The sequence below is a fragment of the Cellulomonas carbonis genome, from assembly GCF_014636275.1.
Lineage (GTDB): Bacteria > Actinomycetota > Actinomycetes > Actinomycetales > Cellulomonadaceae > Actinotalea > Actinotalea carbonis.
The window spans coordinates 214,920-233,290 of the sequence record NZ_BMEB01000003.1 but is presented as its reverse complement, the minus strand read 5'-3'; the positions used below and the strand labels follow the sequence as shown (position 1 = coordinate 233,290).

General features: G+C 75.5%; 21 protein-coding genes. 6 read left to right on the top strand and 15 right to left on the bottom strand.

Annotated features, from left to right (window positions below):
- Positions 1 to 109: 109 nt before the first annotated feature.
- From IEV86_RS11105 to IEV86_RS11090, 4 genes are all read right to left on the bottom strand, one after another.
- Positions 110 to 2,662: an ATP-dependent Clp protease ATP-binding subunit gene (locus IEV86_RS11105; RefSeq protein ID WP_043603326.1), complete on the bottom strand. Its 2,553-nt coding sequence runs from the start codon at positions 2,660 to 2,662 to the stop codon at positions 110 to 112.
- Positions 2,663 to 2,829: 167 nt separating this feature from the next.
- Positions 2,830 to 3,741, bottom strand: a complete 912-nt coding sequence (locus tag IEV86_RS11100; protein WP_052425900.1) for an alpha/beta fold hydrolase — start codon at positions 3,739 to 3,741, stop codon at positions 2,830 to 2,832.
- Positions 3,738 to 4,430, bottom strand: a complete 693-nt coding sequence (locus tag IEV86_RS11095) for a TetR/AcrR family transcriptional regulator (RefSeq protein ID WP_043603323.1) — start codon at positions 4,428 to 4,430, stop codon at positions 3,738 to 3,740. Before IEV86_RS11095 ends, IEV86_RS11100 begins: the two co-directional genes overlap by 4 nt.
- 132 nt (positions 4,431 to 4,562) lie before the next feature.
- Positions 4,563 to 5,111, bottom strand: coding sequence for an O-acetyl-ADP-ribose deacetylase (locus IEV86_RS11090; RefSeq protein ID WP_043603320.1), 549 nt, complete (start codon positions 5,109 to 5,111; stop codon positions 4,563 to 4,565).
- A gap of 159 nt (positions 5,112 to 5,270) precedes the next feature.
- Here IEV86_RS11090 and IEV86_RS11085 point away from each other — a divergent pair, with 159 nt between their 5' ends.
- Complete coding sequence (locus IEV86_RS11085; protein ID WP_043603317.1) at positions 5,271 to 6,128, top strand: aldo/keto reductase; 858 nt, start codon at positions 5,271 to 5,273, stop codon at positions 6,126 to 6,128.
- A gap of 138 nt (positions 6,129 to 6,266) precedes the next feature.
- Here the strand turns inward: IEV86_RS11085 and dtd are convergent, their stop codons facing one another.
- The 7 genes from dtd to IEV86_RS11050 form a co-directional block, all read right to left on the bottom strand.
- A complete protein-coding gene (dtd, locus tag IEV86_RS11080) occupies positions 6,267 to 6,692 on the bottom strand; it encodes a D-aminoacyl-tRNA deacylase (RefSeq protein WP_043603314.1) in 426 nt (141 codons plus the stop codon).
- Positions 6,689 to 7,741, bottom strand: coding sequence for an asparaginase (locus IEV86_RS11075; protein WP_152605555.1), 1,053 nt, complete (start codon positions 7,739 to 7,741; stop codon positions 6,689 to 6,691). The genes dtd and IEV86_RS11075 overlap by 4 nt, the downstream gene beginning before the upstream one ends.
- Complete coding sequence (locus IEV86_RS11070; RefSeq protein ID WP_081978508.1) at positions 7,738 to 8,067, bottom strand: DUF2516 family protein; 330 nt, start codon at positions 8,065 to 8,067, stop codon at positions 7,738 to 7,740. The genes IEV86_RS11075 and IEV86_RS11070 overlap by 4 nt, the downstream gene beginning before the upstream one ends.
- Positions 8,068 to 8,164: 97 nt before the next feature.
- Entirely contained in the window at positions 8,165 to 9,241 is a 1,077-nt protein-coding gene (locus IEV86_RS11065; protein WP_043603381.1) for an FUSC family protein, read from the bottom strand.
- A gap of 32 nt (positions 9,242 to 9,273) precedes the next feature.
- Entirely contained in the window at positions 9,274 to 10,431 is a 1,158-nt protein-coding gene (gene ygfZ, locus IEV86_RS11060; protein WP_052425898.1) for a CAF17-like 4Fe-4S cluster assembly/insertion protein YgfZ, read from the bottom strand.
- The gene (locus IEV86_RS11055) at positions 10,428 to 11,012 is read right to left on the bottom strand and encodes a heme-binding beta-barrel domain-containing protein (protein ID WP_043603309.1); all 585 of its coding nucleotides are present in this window, start codon (positions 11,010 to 11,012) and stop codon (positions 10,428 to 10,430) included. Before IEV86_RS11055 ends, ygfZ begins: the two co-directional genes overlap by 4 nt.
- 193 nt (positions 11,013 to 11,205) lie before the next feature.
- Positions 11,206 to 11,940 carry a hypothetical protein gene (locus IEV86_RS11050; RefSeq protein WP_043603306.1) on the bottom strand — a complete coding sequence of 245 codons (735 nt, stop codon included), beginning with the start codon at positions 11,938 to 11,940 and terminating at the stop codon, positions 11,206 to 11,208.
- 132 nt (positions 11,941 to 12,072) lie between these two features.
- Between IEV86_RS11050 and IEV86_RS11045 the strand changes: the two genes are divergently transcribed.
- The 3 genes from IEV86_RS11045 to IEV86_RS11035 all read left to right on the top strand — a co-directional run bounded on the left by IEV86_RS11045 (position 12,073) and on the right by IEV86_RS11035 (position 15,107).
- Entirely contained in the window at positions 12,073 to 12,801 is a 729-nt protein-coding gene (locus IEV86_RS11045; protein WP_043603304.1) for a winged helix-turn-helix transcriptional regulator, read from the top strand.
- 74 nt (positions 12,802 to 12,875) lie between these two features.
- On the top strand, positions 12,876 to 14,159 hold the full coding sequence (gene nhaA, locus IEV86_RS11040; RefSeq protein ID WP_043603302.1) for a Na+/H+ antiporter NhaA: 1,284 nt from the start codon (positions 12,876 to 12,878) through the stop codon (positions 14,157 to 14,159).
- A 9-nt stretch (positions 14,160 to 14,168) separates the two neighbouring features.
- Entirely contained in the window at positions 14,169 to 15,107 is a 939-nt protein-coding gene (locus IEV86_RS11035) for an alpha/beta fold hydrolase (protein WP_043603299.1), read from the top strand.
- Here the strand turns inward: IEV86_RS11035 and nth are convergent.
- Positions 15,100 to 15,831, bottom strand: a complete 732-nt coding sequence (nth, locus tag IEV86_RS11030) for an endonuclease III (RefSeq protein WP_043603296.1) — start codon at positions 15,829 to 15,831, stop codon at positions 15,100 to 15,102. The two genes, IEV86_RS11035 and nth, sit on opposite strands and share 8 nt — an antisense overlap.
- A 205-nt stretch (positions 15,832 to 16,036) precedes the next feature.
- On the opposite strand from nth, the gene IEV86_RS11025 reads away from it, so the two are divergent.
- Together IEV86_RS11025 and IEV86_RS11020 are read left to right on the top strand one after the other, a co-directional pair.
- Complete coding sequence (locus IEV86_RS11025) at positions 16,037 to 16,456, top strand: hypothetical protein (protein ID WP_052425896.1); 420 nt, start codon at positions 16,037 to 16,039, stop codon at positions 16,454 to 16,456.
- A gap of 82 nt (positions 16,457 to 16,538) precedes the next feature.
- Complete coding sequence (locus IEV86_RS11020; RefSeq protein ID WP_043603293.1) at positions 16,539 to 17,216, top strand: Crp/Fnr family transcriptional regulator; 678 nt, start codon at positions 16,539 to 16,541, stop codon at positions 17,214 to 17,216.
- 71 nt (positions 17,217 to 17,287) lie between these two features.
- Here the strand turns inward: IEV86_RS11020 and IEV86_RS11015 are convergent, their stop codons facing one another.
- From IEV86_RS11015 to IEV86_RS11005, 3 genes are read right to left on the bottom strand one after another with little or no spacing between them, the layout of a single operon-like run.
- On the bottom strand, positions 17,288 to 17,761 hold the full coding sequence (locus IEV86_RS11015) for a RidA family protein (RefSeq protein ID WP_043603290.1): 474 nt from the start codon (positions 17,759 to 17,761) through the stop codon (positions 17,288 to 17,290).
- Position 17,762: 1 nt separating this feature from the next.
- Positions 17,763 to 17,924 carry a Sp36 family protein gene (gene sp36 / locus IEV86_RS11010; RefSeq protein WP_152605554.1) on the bottom strand — a complete coding sequence of 54 codons (162 nt, stop codon included), beginning with the start codon at positions 17,922 to 17,924 and terminating at the stop codon, positions 17,763 to 17,765.
- Positions 17,921 to 18,337, bottom strand: coding sequence for a WhiB family transcriptional regulator (locus tag IEV86_RS11005; protein ID WP_081978506.1), 417 nt, complete (start codon positions 18,335 to 18,337; stop codon positions 17,921 to 17,923). Before IEV86_RS11005 ends, sp36 begins: the two co-directional genes overlap by 4 nt.
- Positions 18,338 to 18,371: the final 34 nt, after the last annotated feature.

The window sequence follows — 18,371 nt, the reverse complement described above, 5'->3', positions numbered from 1 at the left end:
CCCGCAGCGGGCACGACGACGCCCGGGTCACCGCGGTGGTCTCCCACCGGGTGGCCCGGGCGTCGGGTGCGGCCTGCGCCGGCCGGGGTCGTCCCCGGCCGGCCGGCGGTCAGTCCTCGGTGCCGGTGCTCTTCGCGTCGTCCGTCGTCGTCAGCGGCGGCATGGACGCCACCGAGACGCCGACGGGCTCGGCGTCGGAGGCCTCGTCGGCCTTGCCGATGCCGCGGAAGATGAACTCCCCGAGCAGGCCCTCGCCCTGGGCGTCGACCAGGACGGTCTGGCCCGGGCGGAGCTCGCCGAAGAGGATCTTCTCCGACAGCACGTCCTCGATCTCGCGCTGGATGGCGCGGCGCAGCGGCCGGGCGCCCAGCACGGGGTCGTAGCCCTTCTCGGCGAGCAGCTGCTTGGCCGCGGGCGTGAGCTCGATGCCCATGTCCTTGTCCTTGAGCCGTCCCTCGAGCCGGGCGATCATCAGGTCGACGATCTGGATGATCTCGTCCTGCGACAGCTGCGGGAACACGACCACGTCGTCGACGCGGTTGAGGAACTCGGGCCGGAAGTGCTGCTTGAGCTCGTCGCCGACCTTCGCCTTCATCCGCTCGTAGGACGTCGACAGGTCGCCACCGGCCTGGAAGCCGGTCTGCAGGCCCTTGGCGATGTCCCGCGTGCCGAGGTTCGTGGTCATGATGATCACGGTGTTCTTGAAGTCCACGACGCGGCCCTGCGAGTCGGTCAGGCGACCGTCCTCGAGGATCTGCAGCAGCGAGTTGAAGATGTCCGCGTGGGCCTTCTCGACCTCGTCGAAGAGGACGACCGAGAACGGCTTGCGCCGCACCTTCTCGGTGAGCTGGCCGCCCTCGTCGTACCCGACGTAGCCGGGGGGCGAGCCGAACAGCCGCGAGACGGTGTGCTTCTCGGAGAACTCGCTCATGTCGAGCTGGATGAGCGCGTCCTCGTCGCCGAAGAGGAACTCCGCGAGGGCCTTGGCGAGCTCGGTCTTCCCGACGCCCGTGGGCCCCGCGAAGATGAACGACCCACCGGGACGCTTCGGGTCCTTGAGGCCCGCACGCGTGCGGCGGATGGCCTGGGACAGCGCCTTGATGGCGTCCTCCTGGCCGACGACGCGCTTGTGCAGCTCGTCCTCCATGTGGAGCAGCCGGCTGGACTCCTCCTCGGTGAGCTTGAACACCGGGATGCCGGTGGACAGCGCCAGCACCTCGGCGATGAGCTCCTCGTCGACCTCGGCGACCGTGTCGAGGTCACCGGACTTCCACTGCTTCTCCTTCTCGGCCCGCTGCGTCCCGAGCTGCTTCTCGACGTCGCGCAGGCGCGCGGCCTTCTCGAAGTCCTGCTCGTCGATCGCCGACTCCTTGTCGCGACGCGCCTCGGCGATCTTCTCGTCGAGCTCGCGCAGCTCCGGCGGGGCCGTCATGCGGCGGATGCGCAGGCGCGCGCCGGCCTCGTCGATCAGGTCGATCGCCTTGTCCGGCAGGAAGCGGTCGTTGACGTAGCGGTCGGCGAGCTGGGCCGCCGCGACGAGCGCGCCGTCGGTGATGGACACGCGGTGGTGCGCCTCGTAGCGGTCCCGCAGGCCCTTGAGGATCTCGATCGCGTGGCCGAGGTTCGGCTCCGCGACCTGGATCGGCTGGAAGCGGCGCTCGAGCGCGGCGTCCTTCTCGACGTGCTTGCGGTACTCCTCGAGCGTCGTCGCGCCGATCGTCTGGAGCTCGCCCCGGGCGAGCATCGGCTTGAGGATGCTCGCGGCGTCGATCGCACCCTCGGCGGCACCCGCCCCGACGAGGGTGTGGATCTCGTCGATGAACAGGATGATGTCGCCGCGCGTGCGGATCTCCTTGAGGACCTTCTTGAGGCGCTCCTCGAAGTCACCGCGGTAGCGCGACCCGGCGACGAGCGCGCCGAGGTCGAGCGTGTAGAGCTGCTTGTCCTTGAGCGTCTCGGGGACGTCGCCGCGCACGATGTCCTGCGCGAGCCCCTCGACGACGGCGGTCTTGCCGACGCCGGGCTCTCCGATCAGGACGGGGTTGTTCTTGGTGCGGCGGGACAGCACCTGCATGACCCGCTCGATCTCCTTCTCACGCCCGATGACCGGGTCGAGCTTGCCCTCGCGGGCGGCCTGCGTGAGGTTGCGACCGAACTGGTCGAGCACGGCCGAGCCCGAGGGCTGACCCTCGGCGGGGCCGCCCGAGGCGACCGGCTCCTTGCCCTGGTACCCCGAGAGCAGCTGGATGACCTGCTGCCGGACGCGGTTCAGGTCGGCGCCGAGCTTGTTGAGCACCTGGGCCGCGACGCCCTCACCCTCGCGGATGAGGCCGAGCAGGATGTGCTCCGTGCCGATGTAGTTGTGGCCCAGCTGCAGCGCCTCGCGGAGCGACAGCTCGAGCACCTTCTTGGCGCGCGGGGTGAAGGGGATGTGACCAGACGGGGCCTGCTGGCCCTCGCCGATGATCTCCTGCACCTGGGAGCGGACGGCGTCCAGGGAGATGCCGAGCGACTCCAGGGCCTTGGCCGCGACGCCTTCGCCCTCGTGGATGAGCCCGAGCAGGATGTGCTCGGTCCCGATGTAGTTGTGGTTGAGCATCCTCGCCTCTTCCTGGGCGAGGACGACCACGCGTCGGGCACGGTCGGTGAATCTCTCGAACATCTGCGCTCCTTGCCAGGGATGTCGTCCTGCAAGGCTAACGGCGGGGCTCCCGCCGGGCTTCCGTGTTCGCCGCAGGCGTGAAAGCGGGGGCCGGCCGTGCGCCGACGGGCCGCACGGCGTCGCGCGGGCAGGGGCGCCGCAGGACACCACCGGGCGCGTGCCCGTCGTCAGGCGACGGGCACGCGCCCCGTGAGGTGCTCGACCGCGGCCGTGACCGTCGTCGGCGCGGCGAGCACGCGGTGGTGCCCGAGCCCCGTCGTCGGCACGAGTCGCGCGTCGTCCCAGGTCGCGACGACCGCCTCGGCGACCGCGAACGGGGTCTCGCGGTCCAGCCGGTCGTGCACGACGAGCGTCGGCGGCATGGTCGCGTCCGCGGCGCAGCGCGCGAGGTCGAACGTCTCGATCGACGACCCGACGATGGCCTCGAGCGTCGCGCGCAGGTGGTCGCGCGTCCGGTCGCTCAGCCGGAGCAGCGTCGTGAACTGGTCGAGGACGTCGACGAACGGGTGCGAGGGCGCGACGAGCACGAGCCGGTCGGGCGCGAGCGAGCCGGACGCGACCGCGCGCGCCGTCGCCATGGTCCCCATCGAGTGCGCGACGACGCCGACGACCGGGCCGGTGCGTGCGGCGACCGCCTCGATCGCCTCGAGGAACTCCATGACCGTGCCGCGACCCGCGCCGAGGAACCCGTCGTCGGCGTCGCCGTGCCCGGGCGCGTCGAGCGCGACGACCCGGTGACCGGCGTCGACCAGGGGCTCGACGAACGCACCGAGCTGTCCGCGCCAGCCGCCCCAGCCGTGCACGAGCAGGACGGTCGGCCCCTCGCCCCACGACTCGGCCGCCACCGTCCCACCGCGGGGGACGGGGACGCGCTCGACGACACCGGGCCTCGGCCGCAGGTCCGTGCGACGCGCACCCTGCGGGAACGTGCACCACAGGTCCAGCGCGAGGCGGTCCGCCGCCGCCGGGGCGACCCGCTCGAGCACCCGCAGGCGCGTGCGCAGCGCCGCGAGCTGCACCGCGGCCGCCGTCCGGCGGCGCGTGCGACGGAGCCGACGGCGGAGGGTCGTGCTCGTCATCGGGCTGCTCCTGCGGTCGCGGGGACGGTCGGCGAGGGGTCGGCCTCGGCACCACTGGCGCCGTCGTCGGTGCCCACGCGGTGGTGGGCGCCGTCGCTCCGCGGCACGCGGACGGCCGCGAGCAGCGCGTCGACAGCGGCGCGGGCGCGCTCCTCGGCCCGCGCGTCCCCGAGCAGACGGTGGCGGTGGTGGAAGCCGAGCATGATCGCGTAGAGGTCGGCCGCGAACTGGCGCGCGTCGGTGCCCGGGCGCAGCAGGCCGTCCTCGACCCCGCTGGTCACGATGCGCGCGATCGTGTCGTCGAGCTGCTCGTGGAGCTCGACGAGCCGGTCGCGCACGGGCCCGGGCTGCTCGTCGAGCTCGGTGCCCGCCTTGACGAAGAGGCACCCGCCGGGCCGGCGCTGACGTCCGCACGTGAGCCAGCTGTCCACGAGCGCGCGGATGCGGGGCTCGCCGCGCGGCGCGCGGAGCGCCGGCTCGACGACGGTCGCCGCGAAGTCCCGGCCGGCCGCGTCGAGGACCGCGATCTGGAGGGCCTGCTTGGACCCGAAGTGCGCGTACATGCCGCTCTTGGACATCTCGACCTCGGCGGCGAGCGCACCGATCGTGAGCCCCTCGAGACCCACGCGGTACGCCAGCGCGATCCCCTGCTCGAGGATCACGCCCCGCGTCCGGTCACCCTTCGCCACCCGAGCAAAATAGCACGATCGTTCGTGCTGGTAGCCGCGCCCCTTTCCGTCGAGATCAGAGTTCGTGTGGGCGTGTCGCCCGACACGCCGACGGCAAGCCTTGTCTCGACGACGGCGGCTGGGGGCCAGGCCTCATCCCGTTCCCAGGTGGCGGTGGATCGCCGAGGCGAACGCGGCGTGCGCACGGTCCGACGCGAGCACGAAGCGCACCAGCCGGACGGCCGGCTCGTCCCCCGCGAGCGCCGCGTGGTCGCGCACGGTCGCGACGGCGACGTCGGCCACGACCTCGACGTCCCACCCGTAGACGCCCGCGCTCACGGCGGGGAAGGCCACGGACCGCGCGCCGACGTCGGCGGCCACGGTCAGGCTCCGCGCGAAGCACGAGGCGAGGAGCGCGGGGTCGGTCTGCCCCGCGTGCCGGTTCGGCCCGACGGTGTGGACCACCCACGTCGCGGCGAGCTCGCCCGCACCCGTCGCCACGGCGTCGCCGACCGGCAGCCCCTGCGGCAGCACCGTCCGGCGCAGCGCGCGGCACTCGGCCAGCAGCGCGGGCCCGGCGGCCGCGTGGATCGCGCCGTCGACCCCGCCTCCCCCGAGCAGGGACGAGTTCGCGGCGTTGACCACCGCGTCGACCCGCTCGTGCGTGATGTCACCCAGGACCGCCTCGACCGTCGCCCGCATGTCCCCAGTCTGCGCCCGCGGTTCACCACGCACGCGGGCGCCGGGCGTGATCGAATCGGTACGAGCGCGCACCGGCCCACGGCCGACGACGACGCGCCCACCACCACGGGCCGCACCCGACGCACGCGCGGCCCGGACGAACCAGCACCGAGGAGCACCATGCAGCAGCGCACCATCGGAGACCGCACCGTCAGCGCGATCGGCCTGGGCGGCATGCCGATGTCGATCGAGGGCCGTCCCGACGAGGACCGCTCGATCGCGACCATCCACGCCGCGCTCGACGTCGGCATCACGCTCATCGACACCGCGGACTCCTACCACCGCGATCCCACGGACGTCGGCCACAACGAGCTGCTCATCGCCAAGGCGCTGCGTCTCGCGGGGCGCTCCGCCGACGACGTGCTCGTCGCGACCAAGGGCGGCCACCGCCGACCGGGCGACGGCTCCTGGTACGTCCAGGGCGACCCCGACTACCTGAAGAAGGCGTGCGAGGCCTCCCTGCAGCGCCTCGACGTCGAGGCCATCGGCCTCTACCAGTTCCACCGCCCGGACCCCGCGGTCCCGTACGCGGACTCGGTCGGCGCGATCCGCGACCTGCTCGACGAGGGCAAGATCCAGATGGCGGGGATCTCCAACGCGAACCCCGAGCAGATCCGGGAGGCGCAGGAGATCCTCGGCGGCCGCCTCGTCTCGGTGCAGAACCAGTTCTCGCCGGCGTTCCGCAGCAGCGAGCCCGAGCTCGAGCTGTGCGCCGAGCTCGACATCGCGTTCCTCCCGTGGAGCCCGCTCGGCGGCATCGCGCGTGCGGGGGAGCTCGGTGAGCGGCACGCCGCCTTCGCCGAGGTCGCCGCGGAGCGCGGCGTGTCGCCCTACCAGGTCTGCCTCGCCTGGGAGCTCGCGCTCGAGTCGGTCGTCGTCCCGATCCCGGGGGCGAGCCGCCCGGAGAGCATCCGCGACTCCGCAGCCGCGGCGGAGCTCGCGCTCACGCCCGAGGAGATCGCGCGCCTGAGCGCCTGAGCCCCTGGGCTCGCACGACGCGCCGCGTCCGCCCTCTCGCGGTGAGCCACCCCCGGCGACGGGGGTGGGCTCACCGCGGGAGGGCGCTCCCATGTCCCGCGCCGAGGCGACCCCGACGGGTCGGCCACGGTCGGGCCGTCAGGCCTCGAGCAGGATCGTCACGGGGCCGTCGTTGACGAGCTCGACCTGCATCATCGCGCCGAAGCGCCCGGTCTCGACCCGCAGGCCGCGGCGCCGCAGGTCCTCGACGACGGCGTCGACCAGGGGCTCCGCGACCGGCCCCGGTGCCGCGGCGTTCCACGTCGGCCGCCGCCCCTTGCGGGTGTCCGCGTAGAGCGTGAACTGGCTGACGACGAGCACGGGCGCGCCGACGTCGACCGCGGACGCCTCGTCGCGGAGGATCCGCAGCTCGGCCACCTTGCGCGCGATCAGCTCGACCTGCGCCGGCCCGTCGTCGTGCGTCGCGCCGACGAGCACGACCAGGCCTGGCTCGTCGATCGCGCCGACGACCTCGCCGTCGACGGTGACCGACGCACGGGTCACGCGCTGCACGACCGCCCTCACGCCCGCTCCTCCCAGACCGCCGGGTCGGTGCCGCCGAACGCGGGGACGACCGCTCCGACCGGCGAGCCGTGACCGAGGACACGCGTCCGCCCGACGGCCCGCAGCGCGGCGACCACGCCGTCGACGTCGTCGCCGTCTCCGCCGCCCGACGAGCGCACCGCGACCTCGAGCGCCGCCGCCATGACGAGGGCCCGCGCGCGCCCACCGCCGTCGGCGATCTTGAGCGCGACCGACGTGCCGTCCGGGAGCGCCGCGGCGTAGACCGCCTCCGCCCCGTCCTTGGCGACCAGGCCGGGGACGGCGCGCAGGAACCCCGTGACGTCGCGCCCCGTGCCGCCCACCAGCGCCGGGCGGGACGCCACCGCGCGACCGACCCGCGCCTCGGGCGACCCGTCGTCGGCGGCCGCCGCGCGCGCGAGGCGCGCGAACCCGTGCGCGAGCCCCCGCAGCGTCGTCGACAGCAGCGGGGCGCCGCAGCCGTCGACGGTCGCGTGATGCACCGGGACACCCGTGAGCTCCTCGACGCCCGCACGCACGGCCTGCTGGAGCGGGTGCGTCGGGGCGAGGTACGTCGACGTGTCCCAGCCCGCCGACGCGCACGTCGCGATCATCGCGGCGTGCTTGCCCGAGCAGTTCTGCGTCAGCGACGTCGGCCCGCGGCCCCCGGCGCGCCACGCGTCGGCGGCGGCGGCGGCGAGCGGCAGGTCGGGCGTGTTCTGGAGGTCGCCCTCGGCGTGGCCCACGCCGGCCAGCACCGCGCGGACGACGGCGAGGTGCGCGTCCTCACCCGAGTGGCTCGCGCACGCGAGCGCGAGGCCGTCGTCGTCGACGTCGAGGCCCGCACGGACCATCGCGACCGCCTGCAGGGGCTTCAGGGAGGACCGCGGCCAGACGACCACGTCGGGGTCCCCGACCGCGAGCACGACCCCGCCGTCGGGGTCGAGCACCACGAGGTGACCGGTGTGCACCGACTCGACGAGCGGCCCGCGGACGACGTGCGCGAGCGCGCCCCCCGGGTCGAGCGGTCGGGCCTCGGGCGCGGCCGTCACCAGCTGCCCGTGCCGCCGCCCGGACCACCGCGGCCCGAGTACGGCGCGACGGCCGGCTTGACGTCGACGAGGTACACCGACGCGGCGACCGCCGAGAGGATCGCGAAGAGCAGCAGTCCCCCGCCGCCCCCGCCGAACGGCGTCGCCACGAAGGACAGCGCGGTCGCGACCCCGAGGATCGCGAGCCAGAAGTTCCTGGTCCGCTTGCCGGCGGCCGTGAAGGCGCGGGCGGGACGGCGCAGCGCGTCGACGAGCGCGACGACGCACAGCACGAGGACCAGCAGGTGGAGCGCGAGGAAGATGGCGCTCTGGACGGCCTGGATCACCCTCAGAGGGTACGGCCCGCGGCCGTGGGCCGCTCCGTCCGCGCGGGTGGCCCGCCCATCCCCGCCACACCGTCGCCTCCCGGGCGGGCCGGCTGGCTCAGAGCTCGGGCAGGCGCTCGCGCGCGGCCGCGGGTGCGACGCCGGCCGTCTCGAGGAGGTCGACGACGAGCGACCGGATCAGCAGGACGACGCCCTGGACGTGCCAGTCGTCCGTCGAGACCGCGCGCGGGTCGGCCGCCGCGGCGACCTCGGCGAGGCGCTCGCGCGCACGGAGCGGCTCGGCGCCCGCGCCGAACGCCACGGCGAGCTCACCCGTCGCCCGCGCGAGCTCGGTCACCAGCCCGGCGAGGCGGTCGAGCTCGTGCGCGGACCCCACGAGCGGCCGGCAGCGGCGCGCGAGGACGCGCGCGTTGCGCATCGCCCGGTCGGCCCGCACGGCAGCGCCCTCGAGGTCGAGCAGCTCGGGCCGGTGCCTCCGGTGGGCCGGTGACACGCGCGCGCCCGCCCGGGCCTGCGCCGCCACCGACCGCCACTGGTCGAGCGTCGGCTGCGACGCCCGACCCCGCACGAGCGCCTCCTCGACGAGCTCCACGTCGTGGCCGGCGAGCCCCCGCGCGAGGTCCCGCAGGAGGTGCGAGACCTCCTCGAGCGCCTCCTCGGCGAGCGACCGCACGCGTCGGCGGGGGTCCTGCGGCCACAGAGCCGTGACGACGAGCGCGACCGCGCCGCCCACGAGCGCGTCCGCCCAGCGCCCGAGCGGCGACCCGGCCTGCGCGGCCGGGAGGCCCACGATGACGATCGCCTGGACGCCGGCCTGGGTCGTGAGCAGGTCGCCGCGGTCGATGAACCGGGCCACGAGCGCCGCGACCGCCAGGACCGCCGCGACCTGCACGGGCCCGCTGCCGATGAGGTGCACGAGCAGGTCGCCCAGGAGCACGCCGACGGCGACGCCGACCGCGAGCTCGGCCACGCGGCGCGGGTGGCGGTCGACGCTGAAGCCGAGCGCGACCCACGCCGAGACGGGCGCGAAGAACGGCGTCGCGTGACCGAGCCCGTACACCGCGATCGCCCACGCGACGCCCGCGGCGAGGCTCGCGAGCACGACGGGCAGCAGCGCACGCCGCACGCGCGCGCTGCCCTGACGCAGCCGCGCGACGACGCGGACCCGCCGCATCCGGGCACGTGCCGACGCGCCCTCCGCCACGGTCAGGCCGAGGGGCGGGGTGCGAGACCGCGTGCGACCGGGGCGCGGGGCGCCGGCCGGTCGACCGACACGCCCTCCCCCGGGACGACGACCTCCTGCGCGGCCGAGACGTCACCGCCGTCGCACGCGACGACGAGCTCGGCCGAGGTGTCCAGGTTGCGCTTGACGAGCGCGAGCGCGACCGGACCCAGCTCGTGGTGCCGAGCGACCGTCGAGACCGCGCCGACCGGCCGCCCGCCGGCGGACACCTCCGCGCCCGGCTCGGGCAGCAGGTGACCGGACCCGTCGAGGTGGAGCATCACGAGGCGGCGGGGCGGGCGCCCGAGGTTGTGCACGCGCGCGACCGTCTCCTGCCCGCGGTAGCAGCCCTTCTCCAGGTGCACGGCCGTGCGCAGCCAGTCGAGCTCGTGCGGGATCGTCCGGTGGTCGACGTCGGTCGCCGCGCGCGGGCGCCACGCCTCGACGCGCAGGGCCTCGGTCGCCCACGTCCCCGCGGTCCGCCACCCGGCGGCCTCGCGCGCCGTGACGGCGTCGACGAGCTCGGCGCGGGGGACGAGCACGAGCCGCCACGCCCGCGCGGAGCCCGGGTGCTCGTCGTCGGCGACCGCGTAGCGCGTGCCGCCGGGGAGGGTCCTCGGCCACGGGTCGCGCCACGTGACGGGCTCGCCCTCGGCGCCCTCGGCGTCGACGGGCTCGCCCACCGCGGCCCACCGGTCGGTCACGTCGGCGACCTCGACGCGCAGCATGAACCGCATCGAGTCGAGCCACGCGGCGAGCGCGGGCGCGGTCTCCGTCAGCAGCCACGTCGTCGTGCCGTCGTCGACGACGCCGGCCTGGTGCTCGACGTGCCCGTGCGGGCTCAGCACGAGCGTCTCGGTCGAGGTGCGCGGCGCGAGGTCGGCGAGCCGCTGCGACGTGATGTTGTGCAGCCAGGACAGGCGGTCCGGGCCGGTGACCGTCACGACGCCCAGGTGGGACTGGTCGACGACGGCACCGCCCGCGGCGAGCGCGCGCTGCTCGGCGGTCGGGTCGCCGTAGTGCCACGCGACGCCGGCGTCGGGCCCCGACGCGGCGACCGCGCCCGTGCGACCCAGGAGCGGGCTCACGGGCCGGCCCGACGACGGGTCCGGTGACGTGCTCGGCGGCGGGCTCACCGTCATGCGTCCTCCTGCACGCGGGTCAGGCGCACCGCCGCGTACGACTGGAGCGGCTCGCCGAACGCCGCGATGTCCCACGTCCACATGAGCTCGCCGTGGACGTTGCCCATGAGCCGCGTCGCGGCGCCGACCTCGGCCGCGTCCGGGGTACGCGCGATGAGGTCGCTCGCGAGGTCGATCCGACCGTTGCCGGTCACCCCGGCGTAGAGCGTCAGGTGGCCGGCCGGGTCGACGAGCAGCAGCTCGACCGGGTGCCGGTCGGCGGGCAGGTCGGCCGGACGCTCGGGCGGGACGCGCCAGTAGCCCGTCTCGGTCGCCCACACGCGCCGCTGACCGGCCCGCTCGGCGGCGTCGCCCGCGGCACCGTGCGCGCCGGCGGCACCGTCGCCGCCGTCGTCGTCGGGGACCCAGGTCGTGACCTGCCAGCGCAGGTACGGGCCGCCGTCGTGGTCGACGACGACCTCCTGCTCGACGGTCGTCTCGGGGATGTTCGGGTAGGCGACGGTGCCCGTCCCGCGCCAGGTCCCCACGAGCCACGCGAGCGGGTAGACCTCAGGGGCCAGACCCTCGGGGATCGTGAACACTCAGCGCTGCCCCTTGTAGAGCTTCCAGACGACGTAGACCGAGAACCAGCCGATCGCGAGCGACGCCGCGACCAGCAGGCCGATGAAGAAGATCTCGAGGGCCTCCATGCCCCGATCCTACGGGTGCCGCGCGGGGTGGACCGCGAGCGCCGACGGCAGGCGCCGGCACGAGCCCGCGACGGCGGGCAGCGGCTCAGCCGACGAGGACGCGACCGACGACGTAGACGAGGATCCCGCTCACCAGGACGGGCAGCACGACCGCCGCGACGGACGCCCAGCGGCTCCGCAGCGCGGGGACGCGGTCGAGCAGCACGTGCAGCGACGCGACCAGCAGCCCGGTCGCGAAGCCCAGGGCCGCACCCGTCACCGACCCGACGGCCGGCATGACGGCGCCGACGCCCCCGCCCGCGATGACGCCCGCGGCCGTGGTCACCGCGGCGCCCGTCCGGACGCCCAGGTGCACCGCGGACACCGCGGCGGACACCGCGAGCGCCGCCGCACCGGTGACGACCAGCGACGTCGCCCCCGGCGTGCGGCCCGCCGCGACCCAGCCGGCCGCCGACGCGACCACGAGCAGACCCGTGACGGTCCCCGTCACCGACTCCACGAGCCGGCGTCGGCCGTCCTGGCGCGCGAGCTCGTTGACGAACGCGAGGAGCACCGCGAGCGCGACGACGATCGGCACGTCCCGCAGGAGCGGCTGACCGCGCGTGGCCGCGACCGCGAGCACCGAGCCGGCGCCGCCGAGCGCGACGACGACCGCCGAGCCGAGCGGGCTCGGGAGCCCCAGCAGGACGGGCCAGCCCGCGGCGAGGAGCAGCGTCAGCGCGAGCGAGACGCCCACGAGCGGCGTCTCGCCGAGGATCGCCGCCCCGGCGACCAGGGTCGACGCCGCCGCGGTCAGGACGGCGCGGGTCGAGACGTCCATCAGGCCATGGCCTCGGGCGACGTGGGGGCGGCGAGCACGGAGCAGAGTCTCGCAGATCGCCCGTCGGCGACAGGCACCCGCGTCGCGGCAGTACCGTGAGCTCGGCCCTTCTGCCGAGGAGGCGAACGACCGGTGGCAGACCTCTTGCTGCTCACACCCAGCGCTGGGGGCTCCGCCCAGGTGCTCCCCGCCCTCGGGCTGCTCCCGCACCGCGTCCGCGTGCTACCCGTGGAGCCGTCCGCGCTCCTCGACGCGCCCGACGCCGACGTCCTGCTCCTCGACGCGCGGCGCGACCTCGCGGCGGCCCGGTCGACGTGCCGCCTGCTGCGCGCGACCGGCCTGACCGTGCCGCTCGTCCTCATCCTCACCGAGGGCGGCCTCACGGTCGTCACGGGTGAGTGGGGCGCGGCGGACATCGTGCTCGAGGACGCGTCCCCGGCCGAGGTCGAGGCGCGCCTGCGTCTGGCGATCGAGCGCGTGCACGGCGACGACGGCGGCGCCGGCACCGAGGAGATCTCGAGCGGCGACCTCATGATCGACGCGGGCGGGTACACGGCCCGGCTGCGCGGCCGACCGCTCGACCTCACCTACAAGGAGTTCGAGCTCCTCAAGTACCTCGCGCAGCACCCGGGCCGCGTCTTCACGCGCGCCCAGCTGCTCCAGGACGTGTGGGGCTACGACTACTTCGGCGGCACGCGCACGGTCGACGTGCACGTGCGCCGGCTCCGCGCCAAGCTCGGCCCGGAGCACGAGCAGCTCATCGGCACCGTGCGCAACGTCGGCTACCGCTTCGACCCGCAACCGCGCCGCGCGCCCGAGGAGGAGCCGGCCGACCACGAGACCGCCGGGCGTCCCGGCTGACCGCCGCATAGGATCGCCCGCGGTGTGCCGGGAAGTCTGGTCGGCGGTCACGTCCGCGACCCCCGAGGAGCACCATGGCCCACGAGCCGACCCCCGCACCGCCCACCGCCCCTGACGGACCCGAGGGACGGGGCCTCTTCCGCGCCCTGACGCCCGGTGGCCTGCGCAACGTCGCCGACACCCTGCGCGACGAGACCGCGGGCGGCGTCCTGCTGCTCCTCGGCGCGGTCGTCGCGCTGGTCTGGGCCAACTCGGCGGCGGCCGACGCCTACGAGGCGCTGCGCGGGACCGTCGTCGGCCCGTCGGCCGTGCACCTCGACCTCAGCCTCGCGACGTGGGCCAAGGACGGGCTGCTCGCGATCTTCTTCTTCGTCGTCGGGCTCGAGCTCAAGCGCGAGATCGTCGACGGCGAGCTCCGCCGCCCGGCGACGGCGGCGCTGCCGATCCTCGGCGCGGTCGGCGGGATGCTCGTCCCCGCGGGGATCTACGTCGCCGTCAACGCCGCGTCGCCCGACGGCGCGCTCCAGGGCTGGGCGATCCCGACCGCGACGGACATCGCGTTCGCCGTCGCGGTCCTCGCGGTGTTCGGCCGCGCGCTGCCTCTCGCGCTGCGCGCGTTCCTCCTCACGCTCGCCGTCGTCGACGACCTGCTCGCGATCGTCGTGATCGCGATCTTCTACAGCGACGGTCTCACGCTCGGCTGGCTCGCCGCCTCGGCCGCCGCGGTCGCGCTCTTCGCGGTCCTCGCGCAGCGCCGCATCACGTCGCCGCTGCTCCTCCTGCCGCTCGCCCTGGCCGCGTGGGCCTTCATGCACGAGTCCGGGATCCACGCGACCATCGCCGGCGTGCTGCTGGGCTTCACCGTCCCGGCGCTGGCCCGCGGTGGCGAGGGCGAGAGCATGGCGGCCCGGTGGGAGCACCGCTGGCGCCCGATCTCGGCGGGCGTCGCGGTCCCGGTGTTCGCGTTCTTCGCGGCGGGCGTGGCGCTCGACCCGGAGTCGCTGCGCGCGGCGGCCGGCGACCCGGTCGCGCAGGGCGTCGCCCTCGGGCTCGTCGTCGGCAAGCCGCTCGGCATCGTGGCGACCACGTGGCTCGTGTCGCGCGTGACGCGGACCCCGCTCGCCGCGGGGCTCGGCTGGCGGGACATCGTCGCCGCGGGCATGGTCGCCGGCATCGGGTTCACGGTGTCCCTGCTGATCGGCGAGCTCGCGTTCGCGGGCGACGACCGCACCGAGGTCGCCCGGGCCGCGATCCTCGTCGGGTCGCTCGTCGCGGCGGTGCTGGGTGCGGTGCTGCTCGCCGCGCGCGGGCGCCACCACGCCTCCAAGCCGCTGCCGGGCGCCGCCCCCGGGTTGTAGGTTCGCCCGGTGACCGACTCGTCCGCCGTGCTGATCGACGGCCCGTGGCGGCACCACTTCGTCGCCGCCAACGGCGCCCGCTTCCACGTCGCGGTGAGCGAGCCCGCGGGTGACGGCGCGACGGACGGGACCGCGCCGCTCGTCGTCCTCCTGCACGGCTTCCCCCAGATGTGGTGGGCGTGGCGCCACCAGCTGCCCGTCCTCGCGGCGGCCGGGTACCGCGCCGTCGCGATGGACCTGCGCGGGGCCGGAGCGTCGGACAAGCCCCCGATCGGGAACGACGTGCCGACGCTCGCGCGCGACGTCGCGGGCGTCGTCCGGTCGCTCGGCGCACGCACCGCCGTCGTCGTCGGCCAGGGACTCGGGGCCACCGTGGCGTGGTCGATGCCGGCCCTCCAGCCGCGCGTGACGCGTGCCGTCGCGGCCCTCTCGACGCCGCACCCGGCCGCGATGCACACCGCGGCGGTCGCCCGCCACCTCGCGACGCGCACGACGGCGCGCCGTCTGGGCTTCTTCCAGCTCCCGTGGCTCCCCGAGCGCCGGATGCTCCACGGGGACCTCGCGGTGCGCCTGCTCACCGAGTGGGGTGCGCCCGGCTGGCTCGACGCCGGGACGGCGGAGACGTACCGCACCGCCGCCCGCGTGCCGTTCGCGGCGCACAGCGGGATGGAGCAGCTGCGCTGGCTCGTCCGGTCGACCCCGCGCGTCGACGGTCAGCGCTACCTGGCGGCGGTGCGGCGCCCGGTCGAGGTCCCCGTGCTCCAGGCGCACGGCACCGCCGACCGGTGCATCCCCGTCGCGGCGGCCCGCGCGGCGGCGGGGACGGCCCCGGGCTCGCCGCTGACGTTCCGCCTGGTCGAGGGTGCCGGCCACTTCCTCGCCGAGGAGGCGCCCGAGGCGACGACCGACCTGCTCGTGGACTGGCTGGGCCGGCTCCCCGTCAGCTGACGGACGCGCCCCGGCGCGGCGGGCCGTCCTTGACGAGCCGCGCGGCCGCCTGCGGGTCGGTCTCGCCCGCGCCGTAGGCGGGGCACAGCCCGGCGAGGGGGCACGCGCCGCACGCGGGACGCCGGGCGTGGCACGTGCGCCGCCCGTGGACGATCAGCCGGTGGCTGAACATCGTCCACGACCGCGGCGGGAGCATCGAGCACAGCTCGCGCTCGACGACGACGGGATCCTCGTCGGCCGTGAGCCCGAGCCGGCGCGCGACGCGGCCCACATGCGTGTCCACCGGCAGCCCGGGGACGTCGAACGCGTTGCCCAGCACCACGTTCGCGGTCTTGCGCCCCACGCCGGGCAGCGTGACGAGGTCCGCCATGCGCGGGGGGACCTCGCCGTCGAAGCGCTCGACGACGGCCTGCGCGAGGCCCAGCAGCGACTGCGCCTTCGCGCGGAAGAAGCCCGTCGGCCGGATCGTCTCCTCGAGCTCCGCACGGTCGGCGGCGGCGAGGGCGCGGGCGTCGGGCCAGCGCGCGAAGAGCCCGGGCGTCACGTCGTTCACGCGCACGTCCGTCGTCTGCGCCGAGAGCACGGTCGCGACGAGCAGCTCGAACGGGGTCGAGAAGTCGAGCTCGCACCCGGCGTCCGGGTAGCGCTCGGCGAGCAGCCGGTCCACCCGGCGGGCACGGCGGGTCAGCGCGAGGGGCGTCGGTGCGGGCCGTGGTTCGGGCACGGGGGCAGCGTAGGGGGCAGCGGACCGGCCGCCGCGGGCTCGCGCCGTCGGCGGGCGGAGCGCGAGGCGTCGAAGTCGCGCGCGGACGGGTGAGCGGCGTCGACCGTTGGGGTGAAGATCATGGAACTGGCTCAAGAGGCCCCCGGCGCCGGTCGAACCCAACCCCGTGGCGAGATGCGGTGTGCATCGCCGGAGCGGAGGAACGATGGCGCTGGTCGAGGTGCAGGGCATCCGCCCGCCCGGACCCGGCGACGCGCACGCCACGCGTCGTGCGCTCCGCGCGGAGCGAGCGCAGCTCGCGCACTGGCGGCGGCTCCTGCGGGCCCGTCTCGACCTCGCGGTCGGCGCCCTGGCCCCGCCCGAGCCGCTCGGCACGCTGAGCTGGGACCTCGTCCCGGGCGTCGAGGGTCTTCTGCCCTCGGCCGCCGACCTCTCCGACGCCGTGGCCACCGACCAGCCGGACGACGTCGTCGACCTGATGACCCGGCTGCGCCGGCTGGACCGGGCGCTCGGCCGCTACGCGGCGCGCCTCGACGAGGCGCTCGAGAGCACGACCGACGAGCTCGTGCTGGGCCTCGCGGGGGTCCTCGACGACGACGCGCCCACCGACCCGGACGGTCGCTGACCTCGATCGCGTGGGGCAGGATGGTGACGTCGACCACGGTCGACGCACGGTTGCGGGCACGACGAGGGCGAGGACGGGACACGTGGACGACGAGGTGGTGCTCTCCGCTCCGCTGTTCGTGGGGATCGACCCCGAGGCAGCGCACGCGCTCATGGGCTCGATGCGGCCCATCCGTCTGAGCCGCGGTCAGTCCGTGTTCTCCGAGGGCGAGCCGGGCGACCGGCTCTACGTCATCGGCTCGGGCAAGGTGAAGCTCGGTCGCCGCTCGACGGACGGCCGCGAGAACCTGCTGGCCGTGCTCGGCCCGGGCGAGATGTTCGGCGAGCTGTCGCTGTTCGACCCGGGTCCCCGGACGGCGACGGCGACGGCCGTGTCGGACACCAACCTGTACGAGCTCGGCCACGACGAGCTGATCAGCTGGCTCGAGCGGTACCCGCCCGTCGCGAAGCACCTCCTGCACGCGCTCGCTCGCCGGTTGCGCCGCACCAACGAGGCGCTCGCCGACCTCGTCTTCTCGGACGTCCCCGGCCGGGTCGCGAAGGCGCTGCTGGACCTCGCGCGCCGCTTCGGCGAGCGCACCGACGACGGCGTGAAGGTCGCGCACGACCTGACGCAGGAGGAGCTCGCGCAGCTGGTCGGCGCGTCGCGCGAGACCGTGAACAAGGCGCTCGCCGACTTCACGACGCGCCGCTGGGTGCGCCGTGACGGCCGGGCCATCGTGCTGCTGGACCTCGAGCGGCTCGAGCGCCGCGCGCGCTGACGGACGCCGGGACGCCAGCGACCAGCGTTGAGCTGACCCGTCCCTCGCGCGCCGAGCGCAGGAGGGACGGGTCAGCTGAGCTCGACGACCAGCTCGATCTCGACGGGCGACCCCAGCGGGAGCGCCGCGACGCCGACCGCGCTGCGCGCGTGCACGCCGGCCTCGCCGAACACCTGGCCCAGCAGCTCGCTCGCCCCGTTGACGACGGCGGGCTGCCCCGTGAAGCCGGGTGCGCTGGCCACGAACCCGACGACCTTCACGACGCGCCGCACGCGGTCCAGGCTCCCGGCGAGCTCGGCGACCGCCGCGAGCGCGTTGAGCGCCGCGGTGCGGGCGAGCCCGGCGGCGACGTCGGGCCGGACGGTCCCCTCACCGTCGCCGACCAGGCCCGTCACCTCGAGCACGCCGCCGACGAACGGCAGCTGGCCCGACGTCCAGACCTGGTTCCCGGTCCGCACCGCCGGGACGTAGGCGGCCACGGGCGCGGCGACCTCCGGCAGCGTGATGCCCAGCTCGCGGAGCCGGTGCGCGACGGTCGCCGGCACGTCAGCGCTCGCCGGTGGGCCGCTTGAGGTAGGCGACGAGGCCGTTGCCGTCGGGCCCCGTCACGACCTGCACGAGCTCCCAGCCGTCGGAGCCCCACTGGTCGAGGATCGCCTTGGTGGCGTGCACGATGAGCGGGACGGTCGCGTACTCCCAGGTGGTCATGGCGCGAGCCTAGTTGCTGCCCCGCGCCCGGTCGCCGACGCCCCACGGCCGTCCACCCGGGCCTCGCCCCGGACGTCCCGGGGCACGTGGCGCGTCATGTGGCGGCCCAGCGGCGTGACGAGCTCGGGCTCGGCCTCGAGCACCTCGCGCCACGAGACGACCTCGGGCCGTCGACGCAGCAGCGCACGGCGCTCGCGCTCGGTCATCCCGCCCCAGACGCCGAACGCGACCCGGTTGTCGAGCGCGTCGACGAGGCACTCGAGCCGCACCGCGCAGTCCCCGCACAGCTGCCGTGCCGTGCGCTGCGCCGCGCCCTCGACGAAGAGCTCGTCGGGCTGCGCCTTGCCGCACAGCCCGTACGCGGTCCAGTGCTGGTCCGCCCCGACGTGCGCCGTCGTCACCTCCTGCCCCATCAGGCCACGGTAGAAGATCAGGACCGCCGGTGAC